Annotated in this window: 18 protein-coding genes; 8 read left to right on the plus strand and 10 right to left on the minus strand. The window is 64.0% G+C overall.

Going from position 1 to position 17,449, the window contains the following annotated elements:
* Positions 1 to 3: 3 nt before the first annotated feature.
* Complete coding sequence (locus tag ASG79_RS06215) at positions 4 to 333, minus strand: DUF6457 domain-containing protein (protein ID WP_056389355.1); 330 nt, start codon at positions 331 to 333, stop codon at positions 4 to 6.
* 26 nt (positions 334 to 359) lie between these two features.
* Positions 360 to 1,334 carry an aldo/keto reductase gene (locus ASG79_RS06220; RefSeq protein ID WP_056389358.1) on the minus strand — a complete coding sequence of 325 codons (975 nt, stop codon included), beginning with the start codon at positions 1,332 to 1,334 and terminating at the stop codon, positions 360 to 362.
* A 314-nt stretch (positions 1,335 to 1,648) separates the two neighbouring features.
* On the opposite strand from ASG79_RS06220, the gene fdhA reads away from it, so the two are divergent.
* The 4 genes from fdhA (at position 1,649) to ASG79_RS06240 (ending at position 5,850) form a co-directional block, all read left to right on the plus strand.
* Positions 1,649 to 2,860 carry a formaldehyde dehydrogenase, glutathione-independent gene (gene fdhA, locus ASG79_RS06225; protein WP_018771377.1) on the plus strand — a complete coding sequence of 404 codons (1,212 nt, stop codon included), beginning with the start codon at positions 1,649 to 1,651 and terminating at the stop codon, positions 2,858 to 2,860.
* A 113-nt stretch (positions 2,861 to 2,973) separates the two neighbouring features.
* Positions 2,974 to 3,327, plus strand: coding sequence for a GNAT family N-acetyltransferase (locus ASG79_RS06230; RefSeq protein ID WP_018771376.1), 354 nt, complete (start codon positions 2,974 to 2,976; stop codon positions 3,325 to 3,327).
* A 143-nt stretch (positions 3,328 to 3,470) separates the two neighbouring features.
* Positions 3,471 to 4,421 (plus strand): serine hydrolase, encoded by a 951-nt coding sequence (locus ASG79_RS06235; RefSeq protein WP_056389361.1) that lies wholly within the window; start codon positions 3,471 to 3,473, stop codon positions 4,419 to 4,421.
* Between the two features lie 67 nt (positions 4,422 to 4,488).
* The gene (locus ASG79_RS06240) at positions 4,489 to 5,850 is read left to right on the plus strand and encodes an MFS transporter (protein ID WP_056389364.1); all 1,362 of its coding nucleotides are present in this window, start codon (positions 4,489 to 4,491) and stop codon (positions 5,848 to 5,850) included.
* Between the two features lie 44 nt (positions 5,851 to 5,894).
* Here ASG79_RS06240 and ASG79_RS06245 read toward each other — a convergent pair whose 3' ends face one another.
* The 8 genes from ASG79_RS06245 to ASG79_RS06280 all read right to left on the minus strand — a co-directional run bounded on the left by ASG79_RS06245 (position 5,895) and on the right by ASG79_RS06280 (position 13,137).
* Positions 5,895 to 6,311: a hypothetical protein gene (locus ASG79_RS06245; RefSeq protein ID WP_056389367.1), complete on the minus strand. Its 417-nt coding sequence runs from the start codon at positions 6,309 to 6,311 to the stop codon at positions 5,895 to 5,897.
* Between the two features lie 130 nt (positions 6,312 to 6,441).
* A complete protein-coding gene (locus ASG79_RS06250) occupies positions 6,442 to 7,731 on the minus strand; it encodes a hemolysin family protein (RefSeq protein WP_056389370.1) in 1,290 nt (429 codons plus the stop codon).
* 51 nt (positions 7,732 to 7,782) lie between these two features.
* Positions 7,783 to 8,541: an SDR family NAD(P)-dependent oxidoreductase gene (locus tag ASG79_RS06255; RefSeq protein WP_018771372.1), complete on the minus strand. Its 759-nt coding sequence runs from the start codon at positions 8,539 to 8,541 to the stop codon at positions 7,783 to 7,785.
* 27 nt (positions 8,542 to 8,568) lie between these two features.
* A complete protein-coding gene (locus ASG79_RS06260) occupies positions 8,569 to 9,414 on the minus strand; it encodes a fumarylacetoacetate hydrolase family protein (protein WP_056389373.1) in 846 nt (281 codons plus the stop codon).
* Between the two features lie 40 nt (positions 9,415 to 9,454).
* Positions 9,455 to 10,426 carry an aldo/keto reductase gene (locus ASG79_RS06265; RefSeq protein ID WP_056389376.1) on the minus strand — a complete coding sequence of 324 codons (972 nt, stop codon included), beginning with the start codon at positions 10,424 to 10,426 and terminating at the stop codon, positions 9,455 to 9,457.
* 2 nt (positions 10,427 to 10,428) lie between these two features.
* The gene (locus ASG79_RS06270) at positions 10,429 to 11,304 is read right to left on the minus strand and encodes an amidohydrolase family protein (protein ID WP_082581688.1); all 876 of its coding nucleotides are present in this window, start codon (positions 11,302 to 11,304) and stop codon (positions 10,429 to 10,431) included.
* Between the two features lie 10 nt (positions 11,305 to 11,314).
* Positions 11,315 to 11,743 carry an RbsD/FucU family protein gene (locus tag ASG79_RS06275; protein WP_056389378.1) on the minus strand — a complete coding sequence of 143 codons (429 nt, stop codon included), beginning with the start codon at positions 11,741 to 11,743 and terminating at the stop codon, positions 11,315 to 11,317.
* Positions 11,740 to 13,137: an L-fuconate dehydratase gene (locus ASG79_RS06280; protein WP_018771367.1), complete on the minus strand. Its 1,398-nt coding sequence runs from the start codon at positions 13,135 to 13,137 to the stop codon at positions 11,740 to 11,742. The genes ASG79_RS06275 and ASG79_RS06280 overlap by 4 nt, the downstream gene beginning before the upstream one ends.
* A 183-nt stretch (positions 13,138 to 13,320) precedes the next feature.
* Between ASG79_RS06280 and ASG79_RS06285 the strand changes: the two genes are divergently transcribed.
* The 4 genes from ASG79_RS06285 (at position 13,321) to ASG79_RS06300 (ending at position 17,396) form a co-directional block, all read left to right on the plus strand.
* Positions 13,321 to 14,058 carry a FadR/GntR family transcriptional regulator gene (locus tag ASG79_RS06285; RefSeq protein ID WP_018771366.1) on the plus strand — a complete coding sequence of 246 codons (738 nt, stop codon included), beginning with the start codon at positions 13,321 to 13,323 and terminating at the stop codon, positions 14,056 to 14,058.
* A 213-nt stretch (positions 14,059 to 14,271) separates the two neighbouring features.
* A complete protein-coding gene (locus ASG79_RS06290; protein WP_051081442.1) occupies positions 14,272 to 15,528 on the plus strand; it encodes an ABC transporter substrate-binding protein in 1,257 nt (418 codons plus the stop codon).
* A gap of 91 nt (positions 15,529 to 15,619) precedes the next feature.
* Positions 15,620 to 16,507 carry a carbohydrate ABC transporter permease gene (locus ASG79_RS06295; protein ID WP_235509749.1) on the plus strand — a complete coding sequence of 296 codons (888 nt, stop codon included), beginning with the start codon at positions 15,620 to 15,622 and terminating at the stop codon, positions 16,505 to 16,507.
* A complete protein-coding gene (locus ASG79_RS06300; RefSeq protein ID WP_018771363.1) occupies positions 16,497 to 17,396 on the plus strand; it encodes a carbohydrate ABC transporter permease in 900 nt (299 codons plus the stop codon). Before ASG79_RS06295 ends, ASG79_RS06300 begins: the two co-directional genes overlap by 11 nt.
* Positions 17,397 to 17,449 lie beyond the last annotated feature (53 nt).

Here is a 17,449-nt window from a genome sequence, read left to right on the forward strand (position 1 = left end):
CGGCTATTGACCGGTGTCCGCCCACCCGCTGCCCGCCGGCCCGCCGCGGGCGCCGTCGTCGATCAGCTGGAACGCCACCTTGGCAGCCTTCTCGATGGCTGCACCAGCGGCTTCCCTGTTCCCGGCGCTGCCCGTGCCTGCCTCCAGCGCTGCCGCGTAGCCCACCAGGAACGTGGTGACGGGGGCGGCGGCATGGATGACGTTCTCTGAGGATTTGCGGGCCAGGTCAAGGAGCAGCTCCTGGTCCATGTTGAGGTCAAGGATCTGCAGTGCCTGGGCCAGCCGGTGGCTCCACTGGTCCAGCACCCGTGCTTCGTCGTCGTTCATTGCCATGGTTCTCCTTAGCGCCGTTGGTGCGTTTACGTGTCGATGGTGGACATGTTGGGGTAGCGGGCGCCGGCAGTTGCCCCGGCCGGTGCCAGCTGGTCCAGCAGCTCAAGCTCGTCCTGGCTGAGCTCGATGTCCACGGCGCCCAGGTTCTCGCGCAGCCGTTCACGTTTCTTGGTGCCCGGGATGGGGACGATATGTTCCCCCTGCGCCAGCAGCCAGGCGAGGGCCAGCTGGCCGGGAGTGCACTGTTTCCTGTCGGCCAGCTCCCTGACCCGATCCACGAGTTCCAGGTTGCGGGTGAAGTTGTCGCCCTGGAAACGCGGGGAGTGGCGGCGGAAGTCGTCCTCGGCGAAATCGTCCACGCTGCGGATCTGCCCGGTGAGGAACCCACGGCCCAGCGGGCTGTAGGGCACAAAACCGATGCCCAGTTCCGCGAGCACGGGAAACACCTTGGTTTCAGGCTCCCGCTCCCACAGCGAATACTCGGTTTGCAGGGCGGTGATGGGGTGCACGGCGTGGGCCCGCCGGATGGTCGCGGCGGATGCTTCGGACAAGCCAAGGTGCCGGACTTTTCCGGCCTGGACCAGTTCCGCCATGGCGCCAACCGTGTCCTCGATGGGAACGGTCTTGTCCACCCGGTGCTGGTAGTACAGGTCGATGTGGTCCACGCCCAGGCGCTGGAGGCTGGCGTCGCAGGCGGACCTGACGTATTCGGGGCGGCCGTTGATGCCCACCCAGGAACCGTCTTCGCGGCGCTCGTTTCCGAACTTGGTGGCCAGGACCGCTTCTTCGCGGCGGCCGGCGATGGCGCGGCCCACCAGTTTTTCGTTGGTGAAGGGGCCGTACATGTCCGCTGTGTCCAGCAGGGAGCCGCCGGCATCCAGGAACTCGTGGATGGTGGCGATCGACTCCTGCTCATCGCCGTCGCCGTAAAACTCGCTCATGCCCATGCAGCCAAGGCCCAGGGCGGACACTGTGAGTTGTCCAATGGTGCGCGTTTTCATGGGTGCTCCTCAACGGTAGAACGTGTTCGGAAAACCAGCTGGCCTGCGCCGTTTCCAGGGCAGCGGAACCGGTTGGTGCAGCGTACGCCACTATAGGGGTTTCCCTCATGGATTGCTCCCCTAAACAAGGGGCTTCATACCCCTAGACCCCTTGGTGGGCCGTGCCTAGACTGGGCGAATCCCCACCCGGAACCGTTGCCTGACCACTTCACATATCAGGACGCACCAATCGGCCAGGGCTGTTCCCCTCGCGGGATGTGCCACCCAACCAGATCACGGCCGTCCCACCGGACGCCTGACTACAGGAGCGATAGATGACAGGGAACAAAGCCGTTGCCTACAAAGAAGCCGGCAAGGTGGAAGTAATCGACATTGACTATCCGACGTTTGAGCTCAAGGACGGGCCAGGTGTCAACCCCGCGAACGTGGGACGCCCGGTCAACCACGGAGTGATCCTCAAAACGGTGGCCACCAACATCTGCGGATCGGACCAGCACATGGTGCGCGGCCGTACCACGGCTCCGCCCAACCTGGTGCTGGGCCACGAGATCACCGGCGAAGTGGTGGAGGTGGGCCGCGATGTCGAGTTCATCAAGGTGGGCGACCTCTGCTCGGTGCCGTTCAACATCGCCTGCGGCCGCTGCCGGAACTGCAAGGAGCGCAAGACCGGCATCTGTTTGAACGTGAATCCCGCGCGCCCCGGCGCCGCGTACGGCTACGTGGACATGGGCGGGTGGGTCGGCGGCCAGGCCAACTACGTTCTGGTGCCGTACGCAGACTGGAACCTGCTGAAGTTCCCGGACAAGGACCGGGCCATGGAGAAGATCATGGACCTGGCCATGCTTTCGGACATCTTCCCCACAGGGTTCCATGGCGCAGTCACGGCAGGGGTGGGCGTCGGTTCCACCGTGTACATTGCCGGGGCCGGTCCCGTGGGTCTTGCGGCAGCCACCAGCGCGCACCTGCTGGGGGCCGCCGTCGTCATCGTGGGCGACATGAACGAAGACCGGCTGGCACGGGCGCGCAGCTTCGGCTGCGAAACCGTGGATCTGACCAAAGGCGATCCGAAGGACCAGATCGAGCAGATCCTGGGCGTCCCGGAGGTGGACTGCGGCGTCGACGCCGTGGGATTTGAAGCGAAGGGCCACGGCCACGATGCCAAGGAGGCGCCGGCAACGGTCCTGAACTCCCTGATGGAGCTCACGGCCGCTGGTGGAGCCCTTGGTATCCCCGGCCTGTACGTCACGGGCGATCCGGGCGGCATCGACGAGGCCGCCAAGAAGGGCGCACTGTCACTGAGCCTCGGCACCGGCTGGGCAAAATCGCTGAGCTTCACCACTGGCCAGTGCCCGGTGATGAAGTACAACCGGCAGCTGATGATGGCCATCCTGAATGACAGGGTCAACATCGCCAAGAACGTCAACGCCAAGGCCATCCCGCTGGAGGAGGCACCGAAGGGCTACGCGGAGTTCGACGCCGGCGCAGCCACCAAGTACGTCCTCAATCCCAACGGCTACTTAAGCTGACGCGGCGGCGGGCGGGGATGCCACCAAGGACCCCTTGCTTGCGGAAATAACTGTTGCCCGGGCCGGGTTAGGCTTTGCACGGGCAACACAAACCGCAAACGAAGGAGTTTCCCTTGAGTGACATCACCGTCCGCCACAATCCCGGGCGCGAACGCTTCGAGATCCTCGACGCCGGCAACGTGATCGGCAAGGCGGTGTACAAGGAGTACGACGGCGGGGAGTCGCCGCAGCGGATTTTCTACCACACGGTGATCAACGAGGAATACGGCGGGCAGGGCCTTGCCGGGCGGCTGGCCACGGCTGCCCTGGACAGCACGGTCCAGGCCGGGAGCAGCATCATCCCGGTATGCCCGTTCATCAAGAAGTTCCTTGCAAAGCACCCGGAATACTCGGCCAACGTGGTGCCTGTGGCGCCGGCGCACCTGGAATTCCTGGACAGCGCGCTGTCCGCCCGCGCCCGCGGCTAGCGCATCCCTATTACAGCCGGCGGAACACCCCGCAAGCCTTCAGGAAGCTCCCAACCGCCGGTGATTTAATCAGCATCTGTCAGCGCGGCTCACCGCCGCGCTGGTGTTGTTTTTGATTGCCGAGGCGGGACAGGAGCCCTTGTATGTCCGTGCACCCCATGGTGCCCACACCAGGCCGCGGTGCTCCGCTGCAACCGCCGGGCAGGCCATCAAACGGCAAGCCAGCTCCGGGCAGGAACCGGGGCCACAGAAGGCTGCTGTGGCTGGCCCTTGCGGTAGTACTGGTCATCGTCGGGACCATCACCCTGGCCGTGGTCCGGTCCGAGCCACTCACCGGTGCCGTGGTCCCCACCCAGCCGGCCGTACCCGCAGCGCCGGTGGCGGCAGCTCCGCCGTCGTTGCAGGACAGCGTGGACGACATCCTCAGTGACGCGGCCGAATACCGGATTGGGCTGGCGCTCGCCGATGTGTCCGGAGGTGCGGAACGGACGTTCGGCGACCAGGACACGTTCACCGCGGCCAGCACGGCCAAGATCCTCACTGCCGCCGCCTACTATCACCTGGTGGAAAACGGGCAGGCGGGCCTGGAGGATCCCATGGGCGACTACGACGCCGCGTTCCAACTCAAAGCCATGGTCAACGACAGCAACAACGACTCCTGGCTGTTGCTGATGGATGCCGTGGGGTACCCGCAGTTGATCGCCTACGCGGGCTCCATCGGCGTCACCTACGACCCCGAAGAAAACCTCCTGACCGCGGCGGACATGGCCCTGATCCTGAAGAAGCTCTATGCAGGCGAACTCCTGGATAAGGACAACACGGCGCAGCTGCTCAGCTACATGCAGGACACCAACAACGAGGACCTCATCCCGGCGGGATCACGGTCCGGAGTGGACGTGTACCACAAGTACGGGGAAGTGTCCGGGGAACTGCACGACGCCGCGCTCCTGAGCTACCGCGGTTCGACCTTCGCCCTGGTCATCTATACGGAGAACCCCGCCGGCGGGGCGGATGAGGGCCAGGCCGAGGTGATCCGGGACCTGACCAGGGCGGTGGAGGACGCACTCTTCCCGGTGGGAGTGGCAGGAAAATAGCGCACGCCACACCGCCCGGGAGCCCGCCGAGTCGCCTGCGGTGGAAGCTTTAGGCCAGACTGTTACCGTGAGCAACAACCCCCGGACTGCCCTGGCCGTCGCCGGACTCAGCCTGGGCACGGCACTGAACCCACTGAACTCCTCCATGATCGCCGTGGCCCTGGTGGTGCTGCGCGCCGACTTCGGGCTCGACGTTGCTGCCGTCACCTGGGTGGTCACCTCGTTCTACCTGGCCTCCGCAGCCGGGCAGCCGGTGATGGGCCGGCTCGCCGACCGGTTCGGCCCGCGGCGGATGTTCATGCTGGGCATGGGGCTGGTAGCCGTCACCTGCGCGCTGGCCCCGCTGGCCCCGAACTTCGCGCTGCTGTGCGTGGCACGGGCGGTCATGGCTCTGGGAACTGCCACTGCATATCCCAGTGCCGTGGTGATGGTGGGGGCTCTGGCGCACCGGGCCAAGGTGGACTCGGCCCGCCCGCTGGGCCGGTTGCAGATGGCCAACACGTCCGCAGCCGCGGTGGGCCCGGTGGTCGGCGGCCTGCTGGTGGGCTTCGTGGGCTGGGAGTCGCTGTTCCTGGTCAACGTCCCGCTGGCACTCGCGGCGTTGCTGACCGTGCGGAAGGCCGCACCGCCGGACCAGGTCCGGGAGCGCGGCAGCGTGGCGGAACTGGTGCGGGACTCCGACGTCCCGGGGATTGCCGGGTTCATCGCCGCCCTTCTCCTGGTCATGATGGCTGCGCTGAACGTCGCGCCGGACTACCGGTGGTGGATGCTGGCCGCCGGAACCGTGGTCGCGGGGCTGTTTGCCTGGCGGGAGCTACGCTTCGCCAAACCCTTCCTGAACCTGCGGCTGCTGGGCCGGAACCGGCCGCTGATGCTCGTGTACCTGGCGTTCGCCGTGTTCAGCAGCGTGTACTACTTCGTCTTTTTCGGCCTCCCGCAGCTGCTGCAGGAAGCCGGCGGTTACGACCCCGGCGTGGTGGGGCTGCTGATGCTGCCCCTGGCCGGCATGTCCGTGGTAGCCACCCCGTGGGCAGTCTCCGCCATGGGAAGGTTCGGTGTCCGGCGGGTGCTGCTTGCCGGCGTCGTCCTTTTGACCGTGGTGGCGGCGCTCATGTGGCTGCTGACCGGCACGCTGGCCATCCCCGTTGTGGTGGTACTGACCGCGTTGATGGGCATCCCGTACGGCACGGTCAGCATCGCCTCCAACCAGGGCATGTTCGTGTCCACCCGGCCGCAGGACCGCGGGGTGGCGGCCGGGATCTACCAGACCTGCCGCTACGTGGGCGCGATCACCGCCACCGTGATGATCGGCGTGTTCGCATCAGGCGGGGTGCACCAGGACAGCTGGATGCGGATGGTGCTGGCCATGCTGGTGCTCTGTGCCGTGACGTTCGGGATCTCCGTGTTCTGGCGGCAGCAGAAGGCCTAGGTGCGTTGCGCGGGTGCCCCCGGAAAGGTGTGTCCAGCCTGCGCTCACCTGCAGTAGTACACCTCGCGGTTGTACAGGAGCCGGTCCCTGACCTGTTGGCTGTCTTCCCGGTCGGTGCACCGCCCGGTGGTCTGCGCATAGTGCTGGCCCACTTCGATGGACTCCCCATTCCGATCGAGGCTATGGGTATTGATCCGGGTCCGGACGGTGGAACCGGCTGACTGATCGTCCGGATAGGTGCTGGAGGAGTTGTACGACGACGATTCCAGGCCGCTGGGTGTGGAGACGTCAGTGCTGACTGTGACACCTGAATGGCAGAACCGGGGATCGCTGTAGGTGCCGCATTCGCCGGGCTTGCTGACTTGCGCGCCATCGCTGCTTGCTGCCTGTGCCGGTCCCGCAAAAGCCGCAGCCGCCAGCGCCACTGCGGTGCCAATAAGGGCGGTGCGTTTCGTGAACATCCTTATTCGTCCTGCCTGCCGGGGGTATGGAGAGCTCCAATTCTGGCCGCCGCCCCATCCGCCCCCTAGGGCCATTGGTCCCCGATGCCGGCCCTTGGCGCAGGATCAGGCTGGGGTGAGCAGCCAGGGGCTAAGTGGGTGCCACCGGCGTGACCCGGATCCGGGCAATCCGTAACCGGTCCATGCTGAGGACCGTCAACACGTACCCCGGTATCTGCACCCGGTCGCCTGCCTTTGGGAGGCGGCCCAGGCGGTCCATCACGAACCCGGCCACCGTTTCGTAGTGCCCCTCCGGGAGTTCGATTCCGGCGGCGGCCTTGAACTCCTGCAGGATCAGGCCGCCGTCCACGTCGATGGTTCCGTTGGCCACGTTGACCCGGTCCTCGTGCTCGGCGCCGGTGTCGTATTCGTCGTAGATCTCGCCCACCAGTTCCTCCACCAGGTCTTCGAGCGTGACCACGCCGTCGGTGCCCCCGTACTCATCCACCACCAAAGCGATGTGCTGGTTGGTCTTTCGCATCCGTGAGAGGGAGGGGAGCACGCGGTTGGTGCCGGGCAGGGGCAGGATCTCCCGGGCGATGTCCCGCACGGGCGAATGGTCCTGCACCTCGTCGCGGGGCATCAGGTCGCGGATGTGGACGAAGCCCAGGACGTCATCCGGGCTGCGCCCGATCACCGGAAACCGTGAGTACGGGCCGTCCCTGACCATCCGGCGGGCGTCCGCCACCGTCATGGCACCGTCGATGAAGGTCACCTCCGTGCGCGGGCGCATCACCTCCTGCAGCGTCCGGTCCCCGGCGCCGAACACGTCGGCCAGGATGTGGCGGCTGCTCTCTTCGAGGAGTTCGTTCTCGGCCACCATGTCCCAGAGCTCTTCGGAACTGATGCTTTCCCGCTTGACGCGCGGGTCACCGCCAAAGAGCCTGACCACGGCGTCCGTCGAGACCGACAAGAGCCAGATGACCGGCCGCATGGCATGCGACAGGGCAATCAGCGGCGGGGCCAGGATGCGGGTGAAGGCAACAGGGCTTTGCAGCGCCAGCCTCTTGGGGGCGAGTTCGCCCAGGACCAGGGAAAGAAAAGCCACCAGCAGGGTCATGCCGATGAAGGACACGGGCCCGGCAGCCGCACCAAGTCCGAGGGCTTCAAGGACGGGTACGACGGCGGGAGCGATCGCCGAGGCCCCATACGCCGCCGAGAAGAATCCGGACAGGGTCACGCCGATCTGGACCGTGGAGAGGAAACGGTTGGGGTTGCGGGCAAGGGCGGCAGTCCGGGCCCCGGTGTCACCGGATTTCTCGATGCGGCGCACCTGGCTTTCGCGCAGGGAGACCAGTGCGATTTCCGCCGCCGCGAACACCCCGCCCAGCAGCACGAAACCGAGAACCAAAGCGATATTAACCAGGGTGCCGCTGTCCATTACACGACCTTACCCAGCCGCGGACCGCCGGCGCCTGCCTTCGTGTAGAAGTCAGGAAGCCGCGGGGCGGGGCCGGAGCCGGAGTGCCTGCATGCCGCCGTCAACAGCCAGGTCCACTCCCGTGGTGGACCCGGCGAGGGGGCTGGCCAGGTATGTGACGGCTGCAGCGACCTCTTCCGGGCAGACGAGCCGGCCGTGCGGCTGACGGGCCTCAAGGGCGGCCCGCTCGGCCTCGGGGTCTGCCGCTGTGGACAGCAGGCGAGCGATCCACGGAGTGTCAGCGGTACCCGGGTTTACGCAGTTGACCCTGATCCCTTCCTGAAGGTGGTCGGCAGCCATGGCCAGGGTGAGTGACAGCACAGCACCCTTCGTTGCGCTGTAGAGGGCGCGTTGGGGCAGGCCTGCGGTAGCCGCGACGGAGCAAGTATTGACGATCGCCGCGTGGGAGGACCGGCGCAAGTACGGAAGGGCGGCCCTTGAAACGCGGACTATACCCATCACATTGATATCAAACACACGGTGCCACTCGTCGTCGTCGTTGGATTCAATGGTGCCCTGTGCGCCCACTCCGGCGTTGTTGGCGAGGATGTCGATCCCGCCCAGTTGCTCTGCTGCCTGCCGTACGGCCCGCCGGACAGAGCTGTCATCCGAGACGTCGCACTGAATTGCTGTGACCCCTTTCGGCGCCTGCTCGGGGCGGAGGTCCAAAACCGCCACTGCTGCGCCGCGCTCCTGCAGCAATTGGGCCGTTGCGGCCCCTATTCCGGAGGCTCCGCCGGTGACGATTGCCTTAAGTCCCGCAAACTCCATTGTCTGGTCCTTTCGTGGTCGGGCTACCTAGCCCTGGAAGAATTCCTGGCGCTGGCGGCCGAGTCCCGCTACTTCAATTTCGACGACGTCCCCGGCCTTCAGGTAAGGAAAGCGCCCGGACAGGGCGACCCCCTCCGGAGTGCCGGTGCAGATCAGGTCCCCTGGCTCAAGGACCAGGAACTGGCTGAGATCGTAGATCACCTGCTCCACCCCAAAGATCAGGTCACGGGTGGAGGAGTCCTGGCGGATTTCACCGTTGACCCAGCTCCGTAACTGCAGGTCGCTGGCATCCACTTCATCCGGGGTAACCAGGTACGGGCCGGTGGGGCAGAATCCGGCGCAGCTCTTTCCCTTGGACCACTGGCCGCCGGACACCTCCAGTTGGAATGTGCGCTCGGACAGGTCATTGACGGTGACGTAGCCGGCGATGTGGTCGCGAGCCTGTTCGGGGGACTGCAGATAGGAAGCCTGCCGCCCGATGACCACTCCCAGCTCGACCTCCCAGTCGGTCTTGGTGGACCCGCGGGGAATCGCCACAGCATCGAACGGGCCTGCCACCGTGTTTGGGGCCTTATGGAAAATGATGGGCACCGACGGAGGAGCGGCCCCTGACTCGGCCGCATGGGCCGCATAGTTCATGCCCACGCATATGACCGATGACGGCCGGGCGATCGGGGCGCCGATCCGGGCACCATCAACTGCGATCTCTGCCAGTTCCCCGGCGGCTAGGGCTGCCGCTGTGCGTACCGGTCCGTCGGATTCCCAGAAGCCGGCATCGATGTCCGCCGCAACCTGTTCGAGGGAGTAGTACTTCTGGTGGTGCAGGACGGCTGGTACTTCCTTGCCTGGCTCGCCAATTCGTGCGAATTGCATGGTCCTTCTTTCGCTAATTGATGCTGTTGGGTTGGGGGAGCTACGTGATGAGGCCGCGGTTGCGCAGCTCGGCCCATAGCTGGTCCGGGACTGCCTGCGATGCCAGATCGAGGTTCTGCTTCACCTGTTCGGGCGTCCGCATGCCCAGGACCACGCTTGTCACGGCGGGGTGCTGGTACGGGTACCTCAAGGCGGCGGCAGGGAGGGTGGTTCCATGCGACTCGCAGATGTCGGCCAGCAGGTTTGCCCGGTCTAAAAGCTGCGGGGGCGCGGGTTGGTAGTTGTAGGTGGCGTCGCGCGCCGGACGGTCTTTGGAGAGCAGGCCGGAGTTGAAGACTCCGACGTTCACTACTCCCACTTTCCGCTCAAGGCACGCCGGCAGCAGATCCGCTGCTGCTCCCTGCTCCAGCAGCGTGTACCGGCCCGCCAGCATGATCACATCGATGTCCGTTTCGGTGACGAAGCGGGCGAGCATTTCGGACTGGTTCATGCCTGCGCCCCAGGCACCGATGACGCCCTCATCCCTCAAGGCGGACAGGGTGGGTGCGGCACCGTCGACAGCCTCGCTCCAGTAGTCGTCCGGGTCGTGGATGAAGACGATGTCGATCCGGTCAGTCCCGAGCCGCTGGAGGCTTTCCTCGATGGAGCGCAACACCCCCTCGCGTGAGTAGTCGCGGACCCGGACCAGATCATCGGGCACGTCGAACCCCTCGGTGTCCTTACCGTTCGGGGATGGGTTGGGTCGCAGTAGGCGCCCCACTTTGGTGCTGAGCACGTAGCTGTTGCGGTCCTGGCCGGCGAGTGCTTTTCCAAGGCGGCGCTCCGAAAGTCCCAGCCCGTAGTGTGGGGCTGTGTCGAAGTACCGGACGCCACCCTCCCAGGCTGCTTCAACGGCGTCGATCGCCTCCTGCTCCTGCACCTGCCGGTACAGGTTGCCGATGGGGGCGCCCCCGAACCCGAGGACGGGCAGTTGGATTGCGGTGCCGGGGATAGTGCGGGTTTCTGTTTGCATGGTTAGTCTTTCTCCTCTTCCGGGTGTGCCGGACCCCGGACTGCCTTGAGTCCGTAAGCGCGAACTGCGGTTCCACGGGCGACGTTTTCGCGTTCGTAAGAGGAGGCGTCGGACATCGCCTGCTCCACAGTGAGAATCCAGTCCTGGTACGCGGCCGGCTCCGTCAGAGAGACCGGCCAGTCACTGCCGATCATGCACCGATCGGCCCCAAAAACGTTTAGGGCTTCCAGGATGAAGGGCAGCGCCTGCGGCCCAAGTGGACGCGTGGGGTCAGCTTCCGCGCCCGCCCCTGAAATCTTCACGACGACGTTGGGCAGCCTGGCCAATCGACGCATCGCTGTGCTCCATTCGCTGAGGCTGCCGGCTGCAATGGGTGGTTTGCCCATGTGGTCCAGCACTATGCGCAGTTCCGGTATCCGGGCAGCAAAAGCTGCAAGTTCCGAAAGCTGCCACGAGCGGACGCAGGCGTCGAAGGCAAACCCGGCCCTCCCTACATGGCGGCCTCCGGCCAGTGTTTCCGCCGTCAGCATGAAACCGGCCTCCCTGTCCTGGAACAGCTGGCGCACCCCGCGGACCAGGGGCCGCTGACACAGCTCCGCAAGGTCTTCGGACACGCCGTCCCCGCGGTTGATGGGGGCATATGCCACAATTGCCGCCAGCTCCGGCCAGGTGGCCCGGAGGCTCGCCACCCAGTCAACTTCCTTCAGCGCCTGGTCATCACGGCAATCGGCCTGCACAAAGACAGCCTGCGTCCCGGGCGCGTGTGGAAGTTCCCGTGGAAGGAAGGGCCGGTTCAGGGAAGGGGCACGGTTCAACCAGTCATAACTGAGCACGGAAGGGTCCCAGACGTGGACGTGTGAGTCTATTACCTGAAGCAACTGTCAGCCCTCATGCCTGTCCGTCGGGCCGAACGCCGATGGTCAGGAGCAGGTTCGCGTAGTGCCGGGTGTCCCCACTGGCGATGACGACGGCGACGTTCGGCGACCGCGCGGCATCGTAGAAGTCGAAGCGCTGGTGCGAAGTGATGGGAATTGCGGTGCCCAGCGCTTGTTCGTAGCCTTTGACTGCCTCCGTCCAGTTTCCGTCCGGAGGCGTCATTACCGCGGCGGCTTCGAGCGGAACGGCGTCGATCAGCACCTCCAGTACCTGGTCAATGGTCAGCAGGCCGGGCCGCAGATTCAGGGCTATCCGCCTCGCGGCTGCAGGGGCGCCGGTGTTGTGCGGGTAGTTTGCGTCCGCCAGGAGGATCTGCGAGCCGTGGCCGGATTCAGCGAGGGCTGCGAGCAGGCCCGGGTGGGTAAGTGTGTAGTTGATCATGCCTGTTCCCCTACCCTTTCCCCGGTCCCTGCCCGAGCGAAGGCGACACCGCGCTCAGCGCGGGCCGATTCCCATGCCTGTTCGGCTTGGCCGGCGTCGGTGCCGGCCCAATAACTGCCCCGGGGAAAGGAATACGCCTGCAACGTCTGCTCCTTCAGTTCCGACGAGTACCCAGGGTTCGCCGGCATGATGTAGGCGCCGTCCCGGATGATGCACGGATCCACAAAGTGTTCGTGCAAGTGATCCACGAATTCGGTGACCCTGCCGGCCAGGTCTCCGGAGACGGCAATGAAGTCGAAGATGGACAGGTGCTGGACGAGTTCGCACAGACCTACCCCGCCGGCATGTGGGCACACCGGGACACCGAACTTGGCGGCCATCAACTGGACGGCCAGCACTTCGTTGACGCTGGCGAGCCGGCAGGCATCCAACTGGCAATAGTCGATCGCCCCGGCCTGGAAGAGCTGTTTGAAAAGGACGCGGTTCATGCCGTGCTCGCCGGTGGCCACCCCGATCGGTTGGACGGCCCTTCGGATCTCGGCGTGGCCCAGGACGTCATCCGGGCTGGTGGGTTCCTCGATCCACAGCGGATTGAATTCAGCCAGCTGCTTGATCCAGTCGATGGCCTGCGGAACATCCCATACCTGGTTTGCGTCGATCATGAGGTTGCCCTCTGGCCCGATGACTTCGCGGGCGATCCTGAGGCGGCGAATGTCGTCCTCGAGGGATGCGCCAACCTTGAGTTTGATGTGGCGGTAGCCCTGGTCCACGGCCTCCTGGCAGAGCCGCCGTAGCTTCTCGTCCGAGTAGCCCAGCCAACCGGCCGAGGTGGTGTAGCACGGGTAGCCGTCCCGGGCCAGCTGGTGGATGCGCTGATCCCGGGTGGGGTCGAGTCGTTCCAGAAGCGCCAGGGCTTCCTCCCGGGTGAGGGCGTCTGAAAGGTAGCTGAGGTCGGCCGCGTCCACGATCTGTTCGGCGGTCATGTCCACCAGGTAACGCCACAGGGGCTTTCCCGAGCGGCGGGCGGCAAGATCCCAGACGGCGTTCATCACGGCTCCGAGGGCAAGGTGCTCCACGCCTTTATCGGGCCCCAGCCAGCGAAGCTGGGAATCACGTTTCAAGCTTCGGTACGCCTCGCCAAGGTTGCCGCAAAGGACATCCAAGTCTTGGCCTATGAGGGGCCTGGCGCGCAGTTCCATCGCGGCGGAGCACACCTCATTGCCCCTGCCGATGGTAAAGGTGAAGCCGCAGCCATAAAGGTCTGGGTCGTCCGTTTTCAGCACGATGTACGCAGCGGAGTAGTCTGCGTCATGATTCATGGCATCTGAACCGTCTGCGGAAAGCGACGTGGGAAACCGCACGTCGAAAATATCGAAACCGGTGATTTGTGGCAAGGTGAGCCCTCCAGGTTCAGGCCGTGAAGACGGCGCTCCAGCAACATCGCGAGCGTCATCTGATGTATGTGGAAGTATTTGATGAGAATATCGGAAGAAGCATCCCTTTCCAAGGGATACATCTGATGAAAGTGAATTGTGCGTTCAGCGTCACTAGACGATGCACTGGGAAAGGCGGCTGCGATGACCAACAGCAACTCCACTGGGTCGATGTCCCAAACCGACGTCGTTATTTCGGGCGTGAAGCAGATGCTGTCGTCCCGCAGGCTTCGGCCCGGCGACCGGCTGCCCATTGAGAAGGACCTGGCAGCAGAGCTGCAGGTTTCCCGGGGTTCGCTTCGGGAGGGCGTGCGGGCATTGTCCACTATGGGCATTCTGGAGACGAGGCAGGGCGCCGGCACCTTCGTGACCAGGCTGGAGCCGTCGGCTTTGCTCTCCGCGATGGAATTCTGGGTGGGCCTGCAGGATGGAGAGCGGGCAAACCAGGTGCACACTGTGCGGCGGGCCCTTGAGACAGAGGCTGCTGCCGCGGCGGCGGTTTGTATCGAAAGCTCGCAACTCGACGAGGCCGAAAGCATATTGGAGCGGGCGAACGCGGCCATTCAAGCATCGCCCATAGACCATGCCGGCGCCATGCAGTGTGACATCGAATTCCATCGGCTCATCGCCCATGCCTCAAGGAATCACGTGCTGTCAGCGCTGATCGAAACCGTCTCCACCAACACCATCCGCGGCCGGATGTGGCGGTCCATTCATGACAATGAAGGCCTGCTGGCCACGCATCGGGAGCACTTGGGAATCCTGGAGGCGCTCAGGCGGAATGACGTGGACAGGGCCAGAACCCGCATGGCGAACCACCTGTACGCGGTGGAGGACTACGTGACAACCATTCCCGCTCCCGAGCTTGAGGAACAGACGTAGGATTCGTCAGACCTTGTATTGACTATTTCCGACAAATAGCCGGTTTAGGGTCGATCCAGGAATTTTGGAGTCAAAAAGATCAGATGATTCCTTGACTTTCCAAACTGGGGCGGGTCATGCTGTTGGGGACAAGGGTTGCGGGAATTACAGCGGGCAGGCCACGAGGACGTCGCCGGGCAGCCTTTGTCCCCAGCTATTGAAAGGACGTTCGTTGTGTCGACTAACCGTGTTACCGGCAAGCTGCTGACAGCTGCAGCGGTTGCAGCCCTTGCCGTCGGAAGCCTTACCGCATGTGGTTCCTCAAGCGGGAGTTCATCATCGGGGGAGAGCAAGGAAGCCTCCGCCATGTACACCTGGATCACCAATGAAAACGACAGGGCCCAGTGGCAGGCCTTTGTGGACGCAGCCAAGAAAAAGGACCCTGCATTCAACCTCACTTTGGAGGGTCCGAGCTTCAACGATTACTGGACCAAGGTCAAGACCCGCCTCTCCAGTTCCGGAGCGCCGTGCATCATCACAACGCAGGCGGCTCGTGCCCAGGAGCTTAAGGACCTTACGGTGCCGCTGGACGACATGGTTAAGAGCAACAACATTGACGTGTCCATGTACAACAAGGCAATGATCGACGGCCTGACCGTTGATGGCTCGCTGCGGGGGATACCTTATGACGCCGAACCGGTGGTTCTTTACTACAACAAGGATCTCCTGGCCGCGGCCGGCGTGGCGCCGCCTACCACCAAATACACCACCAGCCAGTTCGCGGCCGACCTTAAGGCGCTGACAAAAGGCGGCGTGATGGGCCTCGCAGTGCCGCCGGGATTCGGCTCGGGCCCGGGGCTTCCCATGGCATTCGCCAACGGCAATGAACCGGTCAAGGATGGAAAGCTTGACCTCACCAACCAGGGCCTCGTCAACGACCAGCAGTTTGCCTTCGACCTTGTGGCAAAGGCGCAAGTAGCGAACCCGCCGCAGGCGTCGGACGGGACCGATGTGCCGGAGCAGCAGTTCATGAGCGGCAAGGCGGCGATGATCATCGACGGTCCCTGGATGTACGACACCCTGACCACCAAAACGCAGGGCAAGGTGGGCATCGCCGTCGTCCCTTCCACCTCGGGAGAGAGCATCGGCATGATCCAGGGGTCCGCGTTTGCCATCGCAGCGTCCTGTAAGGACAAAGAAGCTGCCTTCAAGAACATCATGAAGATCACCACCCCTGAGGTCATCGGCGCTGTTGGGGCCGCCCGTGGAACCGTTCCATCTGTTGAGTCCGCGGTGAAGGACTGGGCCGGGACCAAGCCGGCGGCTGACGTGGCAGTTGTCCAGGCCCTTCTGAAGAGCGGGCGTCCGCTGGTTACCACCCCTAGCTGGAACCAGGTGGAGACCAACTTCACGCAGTACTCCGGAGAAGGCTTCCGCGGCAGCAAGACCGCGCAGGAACTCCTCTCCACCATCATGAATTCAGCCAAGTAAACTCCCCGGGGGCAGGCTCCCGCACTGGAGCCTGTCCCCTTCATGGAACAGGTCAACGATGACTGCTTTACCCACACTTGCTGTCAAAGACGTGAAAAGGACCCCCGCCAGGGGCGGGCAGGGCCGGCTCGCAGCGGCTTACCTCGCTCCCGGGATGCTCGGGTTCCTGGTTTTTATCGTGCTTCCGCTGGTGGCTTCGCTGGTCATCAGCCTGTTCGACTGGCCCTTGTTCGGGGCACCAAAATTCGTGGGGCTGGACAACTACGTTCGGCTGCTCACTGGTGACCCGGTGTTCTGGACGGTTCTGGGCAACACCCTCTTTTTTGCCGTCTCCTACACCGTGGTCAACCTGATCGCTGCCCTGGCTGTTGCCATCTGGCTTCACAACCTGGGCAGTTGGGGCCCGTTCTTCCGGGTGCTGTTCTTCATTCCGGTGGTGACCCCCATGGTCGCCAACGCGTTGGTTTGGCGCCTGATGCTGACCGATGACGGCGTCATCAACAGCTTTCTGGCCAACTTTGGCATACACGGGCCTTCCTGGCTCAGTGACAGCCAGCTCGCCATGGGGTCGTTGATCGCAATGTCTGTCTGGCAGGGGATCGGCTACAACATCATCGTTCTCGGCGCAGGGCTCAGCGGCATCTCGCCGAATTTGCTTGAGGCCGCCCGCATCGATGGGGCAGGAGCCTGGCAGCGGTTCTTCCGGGTGGTGCTGCCGATGCTGTCGCCGTCGCTCTTCTTCTGCACGGTCATGACCATCATCGGCTCTTTCAAGGTATTTACCCAGCCTTACCTGCTGACACTCGGCGGGCCGGGCGATTCCACCAACACGATCGTTCTGTACCTCTACCGCAACGGTTTCTCCTTTGACAAGCTCGGCTACGCGTCGGCACTCGCTTGGGCGTTGTTCGTCATCGTCATGCTCATCACCGCACTGCAGTTCTCGCAGCAAAAGAGGCTGGTCAACTATGACAACTGAAACTCTCGCCCAACCGGAAATCGACAAGGGCCTCGCGCACCGTCGGCACGCAACAGCGTCGCGGAAGAAGAGGCGGGCCGGCCGCCTCGTCAGCCGCATCGGCGTTGTCCTGGTCGGCGCTGCGTTCTTCTTCCCGTTCCTCTGGATGTTCGCCACATCGCTGAAGCCCACCTCCGAAATATTCTCCACCGGTGCCAGCTTCCTTGCCTCCCGCGTGGAGTGGTCGAACTACCAAACAGTGTGGACCGCTATTCCCTTCGGACGGGTCATCATCAACAGCTTCTTGGTGGCCGTCTCCGGAGCGGTGCTGACAACGGTCGTGTCATTGCTGTCCGCCTACGCTTTTGCCCGGCTGCAGTTCAGGCACCGGGAGAAGTTGTTCCTCGTTTTCCTTGGCACGCTGGTGCTGCCCCAGGAAGTCCTGGTAATTCCGCTCTACATCATGATGGCAAAGCTGGACATGATTAACTCCCTGCCGGCGCTCATCGTCCCTTTTGCTTTCGGTGCCTTCGGTGCCTTCCTGATCCGACAGTTCCTGCTGTCCCTGCCCGTTGAGTTTGAAGAGGCAGCCCGTATCGACGGAGCAGGTTCGATCAGGATCCTGTGGAGCGTGATCCTTCCGCTTGTCCGTGCGCCGCTGGCCGTGGTGGCTGTCTTCAGTTTCATCGATTACTGGAGCAGTTTCCTGTGGCCGCTGATCGTCATCAACGACGTCTCGCAGGCAACCATTCCACTGGGGCTCTCCATGTTCTCCGGTGAACGCGGAACGGACTGGGGACCGCTCATGGCGGCCGCTACTTTGGCGGTGATTCCCAGCCTGCTCGTCGTCATCCTCCTGCAGCGCCAGCTCGTGAAAGGCGTCAGCATGGGCGGCTTCGGCGGCCGCTGAGCACCGCCCTGACCCCTGGAATTCCCAAAATCAACCATCTGGAAATTGGAGTG

Source organism: Arthrobacter sp. Soil761 (assembly GCF_001428325.1).
GTDB lineage: Bacteria > Actinomycetota > Actinomycetes > Actinomycetales > Micrococcaceae > Arthrobacter.

Bases quoted from the DNA above. Each gene is read 5' to 3' on its own strand.
- ASG79_RS06215 (WP_056389355.1), bottom strand. From the start codon at position 333: ATGGCAATGAACGACGACGAAGCACGGGTGCTGGACCAGTGGAGCCAC.
- ASG79_RS06220 (WP_056389358.1), bottom strand. From the start codon at position 1,334: ATGAAAACGCGCACCATTGGACAACTCACAGTGTCCGCCCTGGGCCTT.
- fdhA (WP_018771377.1), top strand. From the start codon at position 1,649: ATGACAGGGAACAAAGCCGTTGCCTACAAAGAAGCCGGCAAGGTGGAA.
- ASG79_RS06235 (WP_056389361.1), top strand. From the start codon at position 3,471: ATGTCCGTGCACCCCATGGTGCCCACACCAGGCCGCGGTGCTCCGCTG.
- ASG79_RS06245 (WP_056389367.1), bottom strand. From the start codon at position 6,311: ATGTTCACGAAACGCACCGCCCTTATTGGCACCGCAGTGGCGCTGGCG.
- ASG79_RS06250 (WP_056389370.1), bottom strand. From the start codon at position 7,731: ATGGACAGCGGCACCCTGGTTAATATCGCTTTGGTTCTCGGTTTCGTG.
- ASG79_RS06255 (WP_018771372.1), bottom strand. From the start codon at position 8,541: ATGGAGTTTGCGGGACTTAAGGCAATCGTCACCGGCGGAGCCTCCGGA.
- ASG79_RS06260 (WP_056389373.1), bottom strand. From the start codon at position 9,414: ATGCAATTCGCACGAATTGGCGAGCCAGGCAAGGAAGTACCAGCCGTC.
- ASG79_RS06265 (WP_056389376.1), bottom strand. From the start codon at position 10,426: ATGCAAACAGAAACCCGCACTATCCCCGGCACCGCAATCCAACTGCCC.
- ASG79_RS06275 (WP_056389378.1), bottom strand. From the start codon at position 11,743: ATGATCAACTACACACTTACCCACCCGGGCCTGCTCGCAGCCCTCGCT.
- ASG79_RS06285 (WP_018771366.1), top strand. From the start codon at position 13,321: ATGACCAACAGCAACTCCACTGGGTCGATGTCCCAAACCGACGTCGTT.
- ASG79_RS06300 (WP_018771363.1), top strand. From the start codon at position 16,497: ATGACAACTGAAACTCTCGCCCAACCGGAAATCGACAAGGGCCTCGCG.